This window comes from Moraxella sp. CTOTU47579 (assembly GCF_032004885.1).
Classification (GTDB): Bacteria; Pseudomonadota; Gammaproteobacteria; order Pseudomonadales; family Moraxellaceae; genus Faucicola; species Faucicola tetraodonis.
Window position 1 is genome coordinate 15,952 of the sequence record NZ_DALZOJ010000022.1, and the last position, 12,460, is coordinate 28,411.

Consider the following 12,460-nt stretch of genomic DNA (forward strand, 5'->3'; position numbering starts at 1 on the left):
TAATAGACAATTAACCTATATATTTTAACCCATTGAAATTTATAATTAATTTAAATATTGGCATAAAGTTTGCTTATATAACAGTATAGAAAAACTTGGGATAATACTCGCCAAAAGCCAATCATTATCCTAGTCAAAAAGCCAATGTTTCGTTAGAAGGGATAAATACATGAAAAATCTTATCGTCGTCGGTAATGGGATGGTCGGGCACCACTTTATCGAAAAAGCGATTGAAAAACGCCTACACCAAACTTACCAAATCCATGTGTTTAGTGCTGAGAGTCGCCCTGCCTATGACCGTGTCTATTTATCCAGTTATTTTGAACATAAAGACGCCAGTCAGCTTAATTTAGTGGATCTGGCAAACTATGAGCAAGCGGGCATTACTTTGCATTTGGGTGAAGGCGTCGCAAGTTTTGATGCGCAAACCAAAACCCTTATCACCAGCAAGGGCAACACCTTAGAATTTGAAAAATTGGTGTTAGCAACAGGCTCGTATCCGTTCGTACCCCCAGTACAGGGCAATGACCATGCCCACTGCCATGTGTATCGCACCATTGATGACTTAGACGCCATCATCGCCACCGCCGCCAATTCTCGAGTACAGCGTGGCGTGGTTGTGGGTGGCGGTCTGCTCGGACTTGAAGCCGCAAAAGCCTTGGTCACTTTGGGGTTAACCACGTATGTGGTCGAGTTTGCTCCACAATTGATGGGCGTTCAGCTTGACGCTGCCGGTGGTGAGCTGCTGAAAAAGAAAATCGAAGACTTGGGCGTCACCGTTTTGACAGGCAAAAACACCCAACAAATCATCGACAACCATGATGATGATGCCAGTTTTTTAACCATGCAGTTTGCTGACGGCACTTTGCTCGATACCGACTTGATTTTATTTAGTGCAGGGATTCGCCCTGAAGATACCATTGCACGAGATTCTGGAATCAAACTTGGTGAACGTGGTGGAATTGCCATTGACGATATGTGTCAAACGAGCGAGCCAGATATTTATGCCATTGGTGAATGTGCGTTATGGGACAACAAAATTTATGGGCTGGTTGCTCCAGGCTACACCATGGCAAGCGTGTGTGCGTCACAAATAGCAGGTGAGCATGACAGCCTATTTGACGGTGCGGACATGAGTACCAAACTTAAACTCATGGGCGTCGATGTCGGCAGTATTGGCGATGCCCATGGCAAAATCAAAGACAGTTTAAGCTTTGTCTACCAAAACCCAAAAACAGGCGTGTATAAAAAGTTAGTCACCTCGGACGATGGCAAACGCTTGCTCGGTGCGGTACTTGTGGGTGATACCGAAGATTACAGCAACTTGCTCCAGTTATTTTTAAATGGTATTGATTTACCCCTACAACCTGAAAGCTTGATTTTACCAAATGTCGAAAAGCCCGTTATGGGCGTTGAAAATCTGCCTGATACCGCTACCCTATGCTCATGCTATAACGTTAATAAAGGTCAAATCTGCGCAGCAGTGGACAATGGTGCCATGACTTATGAAGACATCAAGAGCTGCACCAAGGCCAGTACAGGCTGTGGCGGTTGTGCCCAAATCGTCAAAGATACCTTAGTGTCAGAACTCAAAAAGCGCGGTATCGAAGTCAAAAATCATATCTGTGAGCATTTTGCTTACTCTCGCCAAGAATTGTATCACTTGGTGCGCGTCAGCAATATCCACACCTTTGAAGAGATGATTGAAAGACACGGACACGGCGATGGCTGTGAAATTTGTAAACCAACGATTGGCTCGATTTTGGCGTCTTGCTGGAATGACTATATCTTAGATAAACCGCTGGTTGCGCTACAAGATACCAATGATGCTTTCTTGGGGAATATCCAAAAAGATGGTACTTACTCAGTCGTACCAAGGATTGCAGGTGGTGAAATTACCGCCGAAAAACTCATTGTCTTAGGTGAGGTAGCACGCGACTTTGGACTGTATACCAAAATCACTGGCGGTCAACGTGTTGATTTGTTCGGGGCTCGCAGCGACCAATTGCCCGATATTTGGGAACGCTTAATCAACGCAGGTTTTGAAACAGGGCATGCCTATGGCAAGTCTTTGCGTACCGTCAAATCTTGCGTCGGTAGCACATGGTGTCGCTATGGCGTGGATGATAGCGTCGGCTTGGCCATCGAACTGGAAAACCGCTATAAAGGCTTACGCTCACCGCATAAAATCAAATTTGGGGTATCGGGGTGTACCCGTGAATGTGCTGAAGCCCAAGGCAAAGATATCGGTATTATCGCCACCGAAAACGGCTGGAACCTATACGTCTGTGGCAATGGCGGCATGCGTCCTAGACATGCTGAACTATTTGCCAGTGATTTGGACACAGCCACGCTGGTTAAATATATAGACCGTTTCTTAATGTTTTATATCAAAACTGGCGACCGCTTACAACGCACGTCAGTCTGGCGTGAAAAAATGGAAGGTGGTCTTGAGTATATTCAAGACGTGGTTATCAATGACAGCTTGGGCATTGCTCATGAGCTTGAAACCCAAATGCAAGCGGACATTGACGCGTATCAATGTGAATGGAAAACCACCCTTTCTGACCCAGAACGTTTAAAACGTTTTAAGCACTTTATCAACAGTGACAAAGTCGATGACAACGTGGTGTTTGTCGAAGAGCGGAGCCAAATTCGCCCTGCAACGGCTGAGGAAAAGCAAGGATTAGCTTACAACGCTATTGCCGCCCAAGCGGACATCGAGCTTGCTTAATGGTTAACCATAGCAAAATGGCGCTAATTTAGCCTGCCATTTTCAATCAAAACAATGGAAAATTACTATGAATGAAATCTGTAAAATTGACGATATCATCCCCGAGACAGGCGTGTGTGCGCTGGTAAACGGTGAGCAAGTGGCTATCTTTCGGACCCATCATGACGAAGTATATGCCATGCATAACTTTGACCCATTTAGCAAGGCTAACGTCATTTCTAGGGGGCTACTTGGTAGCTGTGAAATTGACGGGCAAAAAGTGCGTTATGTCGCGTCACCTATGTATAAACAACGTTTTGACTTGGCAACAGGTAAGTGTCTTGATGATGAGCGAGTTTCGTTAAGATCGTATCCAGTTAAGGTCAATCATGGCGTGGTGTTTATTTAACTAAATGCCGACAATATATAAAGGGGTATAGAAATCATGCCCCTTTATCTTTACCCCAATCAAACTACACCACTAATTGTTGATAATATTGCCGACTGGCATTTAACTCATTATATAGTGATACGACTTCGCCCATGATCATCACTGCAGGGGAAGGCAGTTTGGCAATATTTTGTAGCGTTTGAATGGTATCAAGTGTCCCGATTAATACCTGTTCATTCTCTCGGCTGACATTGGAAATAATGGCAAATGGAGTATCGGCTGATTTACCTGCTTGCAACAAGCCTTGTGTCAGCGATGGCAAGGTATTTAACCCCATATAAAAAATCACCGTTTGATTATCGGCAAGCAGCTCTGCATATTGCTCATTTGGCGTGTCTGCCTTCAAGAATCCTGTCACAAATTTGACGGATTGCGCATAGTCACGATGGGTGAGCGGAATATTGACGCTATTGGCGACTGCTAGCGCGGTGGTAATGCCAGCAATCGATTCACACGCCACCCCTGCACCAATCACGGTTTGCATTTCTTCACCGCCCCGCCCAAAGATAAACGGGTCGCCCGACTTTAAGCGTACAATAGTTTTGCCTTGTTGCGCTAGGGTGACCAATAAGCCATTGATGTTTTGCTGGGACATGCTGTGCTTGTGGCATTTTTTACCGACATAGATTTTTTCTGCCGTTGTGTTAAGTGCCAAAATCTCATCACTCACCAGATTGTCATAACAAATCACATCCGCTTGCAAGATGGTTTTATAGGCTTTGATGGTCAAGAGTTCGGGGTCGCCTGTACCTGCACCAACCAGATACACTTTGCCCTGATTTTGTACAGCTTTTGCATGTTTGGTGGTTATAGGAAGGTCAAAACGATTTTCTTTCACGGTGTCATGGGGAAAAAATTCAACACTCACAGGGCTACTGATTGAAGGCATAGCAGTTTTCCAACATAATCAAACAAGGTAATTTAAAAATGCAATTACCATGCCTAAATTTTAACTCATACCCTTAATCCTACCCTTAACTGATGAAATTATTTTATATCCTGTTAATGTGAATAATTTCCCAAAATTTGACCTATTTATCCTATTTCATTGAGTGAGTTCAACGCCAAATCAAATTCATTTTTGGTATTAAAATTTGCTAAAGTTATCCATTCATTCGGCAGTGCAGCGGTTTGTATTTTTTTATCCGCCAAAAATTTCATCACTGCGCGCTGACCCTTATCCAAATAATCCTTTAATTTTATTAATAAATCCGTACGATACAAACCCAACAATGGATAATCTTTTTCAGCTTTTAAATAAATCACCGCTTCATTATCGGTTGCCGCATAATGCAACTTATCAAAAACTTGATTGGCTTGAACCAAACTATCACAGCTTATCACCAGTAAATAATGGTAAGGAGACATGACTTGATTCATGGCACTTGCCATGGCTGATAACGCCCCTGCCCCTTTGCCATCTTGTTGATTTGGCAGATAATCATCAATGATTTTGACGGTTGTATCATGACATAAGCCCTTACCATTATCCGCCACCATTACAGGGACATTTAAGCATTTGGCATGACGAATATGAAAATCAAGCAAAGTTTCGCCATTTGGCAAGCTTAATAGCGCCTTGGGCGAACCCATTCGAGATGATTCACCCCCGCCAAAATCACCACTCCTGCCAATTTAATGGTCATGTTTTGGATTTTCACGCATCAGATGGGGCACAAAGTTACATGGACGGGTACGGTTGTCGAGCTGTTCTTTGATGATGCCTTTCCAGCCTGTGCGACAGGCACCCGAGGAGCCAGGTAAACAAAAAATCACCGTATTATTCGCCATGCCTGCTAGGGCGCGAGATTGCAAAGTTGACATGCCGATTTCATCACGAGATAACGCGCGGAACATCTCACCAAACCCTTGTACTTCTTTATCAAACAGCGGGCTTAGGGCTTCAGGGATTTGGTCACGGATATAAAAACCTGTCCCGCCCGTGGTAATGATAGCGTGAATCGCAGGGTCGGCAATCCATTGACTCACGATCGCACGGATTTGATAAATATCATCGGTGCGTATGGCTCGCTCCGCCAGAGTATGCCCTGATTCGACAAGGCTATCGGCTAGGTATTGACCAGAGGTATCTTCTTCTAAACTTCGGGTGTCTGATACAGTTAAGATTGCGATATTAAGCGCAATAAAAGGTTTTTCAGGCTTGCTCATTGGGGTTTCCTCATTATTTGATGGGCATACAATTTTATGGGCATATCAAATATTGCCATAGATTAGGCGTTTGTTATAGCGTTTTTCTTTGTAACGCATGTCTAGGCTGTCACTCTGTCAATTAACGCCCAGTGGTTGACTGCGTAGACAGGCATCAGCTTTGCGACGCTTGCACCCGTGCATTTATGTTAATCAACAAAAACAATATTACTCATCTTTAACTACCACGGGCGGACCCAGCAATAAATGCTCATCGATAAACTCATTCGCTGAATTATGCTCAGCAGACTCTGCCGTGATATACCATTGTTGATTACGGTACAAGGTCAATCTATCACGTGTCAGCCCTCGCCATAAACAATACATCATCACAAACACCACGATGGCAAACGGAAAGCCTGCAATAATCGCGACCGCTTGCAACGCAGATAACCCCCCTGCCACCAATAACACCGCAGCAATCACTCCTTGGCTCAATGCCCAAAATAACCGCTGGATTTTTGGCGGATTGGTATCGCCGCCTGCGGTGAGCATATCAATCACAAGGCTTGCCGAATCTGACGAAGTGACAAACCACAACATAATCATCACCACAATCACCAGCGTCACAGGCTTGGTTAAAGGATAATATTCAATCAGTTTAAAAATCGCACTACCATAATCGGCTTTGACTGCTTCTATCAGCCCATAATTGCCCATCAATTCCATATGTACCGCGCTGCCGCCAAAAGTGGTAAACCAAAAGAACAACAACAGCATCGGGATAAATAACACCCCAAAAATAAACTCTCTGATAGTACGACCCCGAGAAATGCGCGCCACAAAAATTCCCACAAATGGCGACCAACTCACCCACCATGCCCAATAAAAAATCGTCCAATTTGCCTGCCAATCCGTATTGCTATACGCCTCACTCCAAAATCCTAGTGGAATAAGTTGACTGACATAATTGCCGATATTTTCAATAAAACTATCGATGATAAACTGGGTCGGACCAAACAATAACATAAAACCAAGCAGCAACACAGTCAGTACAATATTGATATCGCTTAAGCGTTTAATCCCTTTATCCAGTCCCATCATCACTGATAACGTTGCCATCGCGGTAATAATTGCAATCAAACAAAGCTGTACCGGAATATTATTGGGAATACCAAACACATTGCTAAAGCCTGTGTTGATTTGCATCGCACCCAGCCCCAAGGATGTCACCACCCCAAACATCGTGCCAAACACCGCAAGGGTATCGACGACATGCCCCCATTTGCCATAGATTTTTTGACCAATCAATGGGTACAGTACCGAGCGAATCGACAACGGCAAGCCACGGCGATAATGAAAATACGCCAATGACAATGCCACGACACAATACAACGCCCACGCATGAATCCCCCAATGCAAAAACGAAATACTCATCGCTTGTTTAGCCGCTTCTACGGTTTCGGCTTGCCCCATCGGAGGCGACATAAAATGATATAACGGCTCTGCCGTCCCCCAATACAACAGACCAATCCCAATCCCCGCACTAAACAGCATCCCAAACCATGACAGTAAGCTATACTCAGGATGCTCTGTCTGATGGCCAAGCCGAATATCGCCATAACGACTCAAGGCAATATATAGGCTAAACACCACCGCGACATTCATTAAAATGATAAAAAGCCAACGAAAACGGTGGGTAATAAAAGACTGCAGTTGGTTAAAAACCTCACCTGCCAACTCACCAAATAACGAACCAAAAATAATAAATCCGACAATCAGCAATGCGGATGCAATAAAAACAGGGCGATTAACCCGAGGAAAAGGGCCGAATTTTTCGACTTTCACAGAACTCATAAAGATATCTTTTCATTAGATTAACTGGAAAGCAACCTTAACAAATTATTTACAATAATTCAAATTACAGCAAGATTTAACAGGGCTTATATATTACAAAAACAAAACTAAGTTTTTGATTATGAAGAATATATATCTTAACATACTGTAACATTTCAGTAGAGCCGAGAAAATAGGATTAATTAATTTTATTTAATAACCCAATATCATTACGCAGGGGTTGATTCAACATACATCATCGGTTTATCTACTTTAATTTGGTTAACTGACGCCTCGTCTGGATTGCTACTCCATTGGATAATCAGGATGATTTCAATGATGGGCTTAAATGACGGACTTAAAGGTAAAACGCGTTAAGGCGTTAGTGGATTTTGGTTACAACAAATAGCATAGATAATAGCCATAGATAATAACATAGATAGATGGTAATCCCCCGACCATGCCAGCTACTTCACCGCAAAATAAAGCGAGATAATGCCGATTTTGTACCCATTTTATAACCATTTTATAACCCTTTTATAAATAGACACTTTGTACATAAACACGCAATTTTTAGCTATGCCATTTCTAGCTATACCATCATGACGCACAACATCAGACTTTATAAGTTGTCAATAAAATGCTCGTTTCGGTATTATAAATCCCTGAAATTTTGCGAATTTGTTCCAATACCTTATCAAAATTTTGTAACGTATCTGCCGTGAGCTCTACCAATAAATCCCATTTACCATTTGTTGTGTGCAGTTCATGAACCGCGGGATTGAGACGCAGCTGTTGAACCACCAAACTTGCCTTATTACCTTCCACTTGAATACTCATCCACGCTCGAATCAAATTTTTTTCGGCAGTCGGCTTCATTCGAATGGTATAGCCTGTGATGATACCTTTTTTCTCCATGTATTCAATACGCTTCTGCACCGTAGTACGAGACAGCTTTAGTACGTCAGCAATCGCGCTAATCGACAAGCGGGCGTTGTCTCGTAATAAACCCAGAATCTTTTCGTCATTATCATTCATTTTGACTTTTCCTATTAGCAATTTGCTCATTATGAATTAATTATAGTCACTTTGTAACTTTTTTATTGGCAATTTGATTGTCTATACTAATTAACAAGCTTTGAATATTTTTATATTCAGCAATTTGCCAATGAATACTTAGTGTTTAACACCTTTTATACATAGTTATTTCTACCATTTTTTTGATAAGGAAATCGTATGACCACGCAATCGAACCCACCAACCCGCCAAGATTTTGATCAATACATGGTCCCTGTTTTCGCCCCTGCTTCGTTTATTTTGGTTAAAGGCGACGGGGCAAAACTGTGGGCACAAGATGGCAAAGACTATATTGACTTTGCTGGCGGTATTGCCGTGAACGCTCTAGGTCATGCTCACCCTGTGGCGGTGAAAGCCTTGATAGAACAAGGTCAAAAATTGTGGCATATCGGCAACGGTTATACCAATGAGCCTGTATTAAAACTGGCGAAACAGTTGGTTGATCATACTTTTGCCGACAAAGTATTTTTTGCCAATTCAGGGGCAGAAGCCAACGAAGCGGCACTCAAACTGGCGCGTAAAATCGGGCTTGCCAAGGGTAAAAGCAACATCGTGGCGTTTGACAATTCATTCCACGGTCGTACGCTGTTTACTGTGGCAGCAGGTGGTCAACCAAAATATTCAAAAGACTTTGCCCCACTACCTGGCGGTATTATTCACGTGCCGTTCAATGATTTAGCGGCGGCAAAAGCAGTGATTGATGAGCAAACGTGTGCAGTGATTGTTGAGCCAATTCAAGGTGAAGGCGGTGTGTTGCCTGCGGATGCTGAGTTTTTACAAGGCTTACGTCAATTGTGTGATGACAAAGGGGCGCTGCTGATTTTTGATGAAGTCCAAACTGGCGTGGGGCGTACAGGGGCGCTGTATGCTTATATGAATACAGGGGTTGTGCCCGATATCTTGACCACCGCCAAAGCGCTGGGTGGCGGTTTCCCGATTGGGGCGATGCTTACGACGGATGAATTTGCCAGTCAATTTGCGGTTGGCGACCATGGCACGACCTATGGCGGCAATCCACTTGCCAGCGCGGTTGCAGGCGCGGTGTTTGAGTTTATCAATACGCCTGAGGTGTTATCAGGGGTCAAGACTCGCTCACAGCGCATCATTGATAGACTACACGCCATCAACCAAACCTATCCTATTTTTGAGACCGTGCGAGGTCAAGGGTTGTTACTGGGGGCGGTACTAAAACCTGCCTATGCAGGCAAAGCCAAAGACATCGTTACCCTTGCTAGTGAAGAAGGCGTGTTGGTCTTGGTAGCGGGTTTAAATGTCGTTCGCTTTGCCCCCTCGCTGATTATTAGCGATGACGAAATTGACGAGGGCTTAAACCGTTTAGCGCGTGCGATTGCTCGCTTTGTCGCCAATCAACCCAATGCCAATCAAGCCAATTAAGTCGATAGGTGACCGCTATGTTTATCGTTCGACACGCAAGCGTCAATGACTTGGATGATATTTTTGTGTTGGCAGAAAAATCGGGTATTGGTATGACGACCCTGCCTGCCAACAAAGAAGTGTTATTAAGCCGTCTTAAACGCATCGAAAAAACCCTCAAAGGCGATGCCAAAAAGTGTGAGCAAGGCTATTTGTTTGTGCTTGAAGACACCGACAGCCAAAAAGTCGTGGGACTTAGCGGGATTGAGGTGGCGATTGGGTTGGGTGATTCGTTTTATACCTACCACGTCGGCAAACAGGTGCACTCTTCACAAAGTCTTGACACCCATAACATCATGAAAACTTTGATTTTGGGCAATGATTTGACGGGCAGTAGCGAGCTTTGTACCTTGTTTTTGGACGAAGACTACCGCCAAAACCACAACGGCAAATTATTGTCAAAAATCCGCTTTTTGTTTATCGCTGCCTTTTCGCAGTATTTTGAAGAAAAATTGATTGCTGAAATGCGCGGCTATTCAGATGAAAACGGGCGTTCACCGTTTTGGGATGCGGTGGGTAGTCATTTTTTTGATATCGATTTTGCCGAAGCTGATTATCTTACAGGCATTGGCAAAAAAGCCTTTATCGCTGAGCTGATGCCCCGCTTCCCCATTTATGTGGACTTGCTGACCGCTGAAGCCAAAGCCGTCATTGGCAAAACCCACCCAAAAACTTTGCCTGCTAGCAAAGTCCTAGAAAGCGAAGGGTTAAAGTATCAAAATTATGTCGATATTTTTGATGCAGGTCCGACCTTAGAAGCCGAAATTTGCAATCTTCGAGCGGTGCATGACAGTCAGCTTGTGACCGTCACTATTAGTGATTCAATCGCTAATAACATGTCTGACACTCAGCCATATTTGTGTGGCAATGATAATTATTTGGACTACCGAGCGTGCTTGCTTGAATTACCAAGCGAGCTTAACGGCGCCCTATCGTTGACCACACAACAAGCCAAACAGCTTCATCTCACAGACGGTCAGAGTGTGCGAGTGTTACCGCTCAATCCTACGCATTAATGGGTTCATACAAGTCGATTAACATCACGCTAACAGCACCGCGTGACCGATAAAGCATTTTACCCAACTATTTATAGTTTTATAAAAGCTATGTTTTTGTAGAAATTATGTTTTTTTAGAAGTTATGTTTTTGTAAAAAATGGCAATCAATCATTTAAGGAAGATAAGATGACAACCGCTGACAATAAACGCCCAAACAGCAACAGCCTACAGGCGACGCTACTCATTAATGGTGAATGGGTCACAGCTCACGGTGACGTGTGGCAAACAACCAACCCGGTGAGCCAAGCAGTGATTTGGCAAGGCAACGCAGCGACGGCGGAGGATGTTGAAGTGGCGTGTCAAGCGGCGCGTCAAGCGTTCCTCAGTTGGGCAAAAAAGCCGATTAGCGAGCGAATTGCGATTATCGAACGCTTTGCCAAATTGCTAGAAGACAACAAGACCGCCCTTGCCGAAATCATCAGCCAAGAGACCAGCAAACCCCGATGGGAAACGCTCACCGAAGTACAGTCGATGATAGGTAAAGTGTCGATTTCGATTCGTGCATATCACGAACGCACGGGCGCGAGCGAAACCAAAATGGCAGATGGCGTGGCATCCTTACGCCATCGCCCGCACGGGGTACTGGCGGTGTTTGGTCCTTATAATTTTCCAGGACATTTGCCCAATGGGCATATCGTCCCTGCTTTGATTGCAGGCAATACGATTGTGTTTAAGCCCAGTGAGTTGACCCCATGGACTGCCGAAGCAACCGTCAAGCTTTGGCAACAAGCAGGTTTGCCCAATGGCGTTATCAACCTGGTGCAAGGCGGACGTGACACAGGCGTGGCATTGGCACAATCCAAGCACATCGATGGTTTGCTGTTTACAGGCAGTGCCAACACAGGCTATCAATTGCATCAGCAGTTGGCAGGTCGTCCTGACAAAATCCTTGCCCTTGAAATGGGTGGCAATAACGCCTTGATTATTGATGACTTGGATGACAGTGAGCCAGACAGCCTAGATGCGGCAGTGAATTTAACCATTCAATCGGCGTTTGTCTCGGCAGGACAGCGTTGCACCTGTGCCCGTCGTTTACTGGTCAAAAATGGCAAAGCGGGAGATGCGTTTATTGAACGCTTGGTTGATGCCAGTAAAAAACTGGTAATTGGCGAATGGGACGCTAAGCCCCAGCCATTTATGGGCGGCGTGATTTCGCTAAAAGCTGCCAACGATATGCTAGCTGCCCAACAAAAACTCATTGAGTTGGGGGCAAAACCGCGGTTAATCATGCGGTCTGTTAAAGACAACAGCAGTCTATTATCACCTGCGATTTTGGATGTGACCGATGTCAAAGACATCCCTGATGAAGAATACTTTGGACCCTTGTTGTGCATTTATCGCTACAACGATTTTGATGCGGCGTTGCGTCTTGCCAATGACACGCGGTTTGGGTTGTCGGTAGGTTTGGTATCGCCAAAGCGTGACTTGTTTGAGCGTTTATTGATGGAAGCCCGCGCGGGGATTGTCAATTGGAACAAGCCTTTGACAGGGGCATCGAGTGCCGCACCGTTTGGCGGGGTTGGCGCATCGGGTAACCATCGTGCCAGCGCGTTTTATGCGGCTGATTACTGTGCGTGGCCGATGGCGTCGCTTGAGAGTGAACAATTGACTTTGCCTGAGAAATTATCGCCAGGGGTTGTGTTGTAAGTTATCAAAATATTATCGAAGCGAATTTTTTTAAATTAATCACTGAAGTTACGCACCGCTAATAGCCTTAAGCTGGGCAAAAGCCGACTGATTAGC

The 12,460-nt window shown here is 44.5% G+C and carries 10 protein-coding genes; 5 read left to right on the forward strand and 5 right to left on the reverse strand.

Features of this window, described 5'->3' with window-relative positions; genetic code table 11:
* Window positions 1–169: 169 nt before the first annotated feature.
* Together nirB and nirD are read left to right on the forward strand one after the other, a co-directional pair.
* On the forward strand, window positions 170–2,734 hold the full coding sequence (nirB, locus tag RTP55_RS10410) for a nitrite reductase large subunit NirB (protein WP_312385947.1): 2,565 nt from the start codon (window positions 170–172) through the stop codon (window positions 2,732–2,734).
* A 67-nt stretch (window positions 2,735–2,801) separates the two neighbouring features.
* Window positions 2,802–3,122 carry a nitrite reductase small subunit NirD gene (nirD, locus tag RTP55_RS10415; protein WP_224053449.1) on the forward strand — a complete coding sequence of 107 codons (321 nt, stop codon included), beginning with the start codon at window positions 2,802–2,804 and terminating at the stop codon, window positions 3,120–3,122.
* A gap of 64 nt (window positions 3,123–3,186) precedes the next feature.
* Here the strand turns inward: nirD and cobA are convergent, their stop codons facing one another.
* From cobA to RTP55_RS10440, 5 genes are all read right to left on the reverse strand, one after another.
* Window positions 3,187–4,053, reverse strand: a complete 867-nt coding sequence (gene cobA, locus RTP55_RS10420; RefSeq protein ID WP_099807652.1) for a uroporphyrinogen-III C-methyltransferase — start codon at window positions 4,051–4,053, stop codon at window positions 3,187–3,189.
* 146 nt (window positions 4,054–4,199) lie between these two features.
* Window positions 4,200–4,757, reverse strand: coding sequence for a molybdenum cofactor guanylyltransferase (gene mobA / locus RTP55_RS10425; RefSeq protein ID WP_312385951.1), 558 nt, complete (start codon window positions 4,755–4,757; stop codon window positions 4,200–4,202).
* 42 nt (window positions 4,758–4,799) lie between these two features.
* A complete protein-coding gene (gene moaB, locus RTP55_RS10430) occupies window positions 4,800–5,333 on the reverse strand; it encodes a molybdenum cofactor biosynthesis protein B (RefSeq protein WP_312385952.1) in 534 nt (177 codons plus the stop codon).
* Between the two features lie 207 nt (window positions 5,334–5,540).
* The gene (locus tag RTP55_RS10435) at window positions 5,541–7,169 is read right to left on the reverse strand and encodes a BCCT family transporter (protein ID WP_312385953.1); all 1,629 of its coding nucleotides are present in this window, start codon (window positions 7,167–7,169) and stop codon (window positions 5,541–5,543) included.
* Window positions 7,170–7,763: 594 nt separating this feature from the next.
* The gene (locus tag RTP55_RS10440; protein ID WP_219330845.1) at window positions 7,764–8,186 is read right to left on the reverse strand and encodes an Lrp/AsnC family transcriptional regulator; all 423 of its coding nucleotides are present in this window, start codon (window positions 8,184–8,186) and stop codon (window positions 7,764–7,766) included.
* Window positions 8,187–8,384: 198 nt separating this feature from the next.
* On the opposite strand from RTP55_RS10440, the gene RTP55_RS10445 reads away from it, so the two are divergent.
* The 3 genes from RTP55_RS10445 to astD all read left to right on the forward strand — a co-directional run bounded on the left by RTP55_RS10445 (window position 8,385) and on the right by astD (window position 12,364).
* Complete coding sequence (locus RTP55_RS10445; RefSeq protein WP_312385954.1) at window positions 8,385–9,620, forward strand: bifunctional succinylornithine transaminase/acetylornithine transaminase; 1,236 nt, start codon at window positions 8,385–8,387, stop codon at window positions 9,618–9,620.
* 17 nt (window positions 9,621–9,637) lie between these two features.
* Window positions 9,638–10,675 (forward strand): arginine N-succinyltransferase, encoded by a 1,038-nt coding sequence (gene astA / locus RTP55_RS10450; RefSeq protein ID WP_312385955.1) that lies wholly within the window; start codon window positions 9,638–9,640, stop codon window positions 10,673–10,675.
* A gap of 168 nt (window positions 10,676–10,843) precedes the next feature.
* Entirely contained in the window at window positions 10,844–12,364 is a 1,521-nt protein-coding gene (gene astD, locus RTP55_RS10455) for a succinylglutamate-semialdehyde dehydrogenase (protein ID WP_312385956.1), read from the forward strand.
* Window positions 12,365–12,460: the final 96 nt, after the last annotated feature.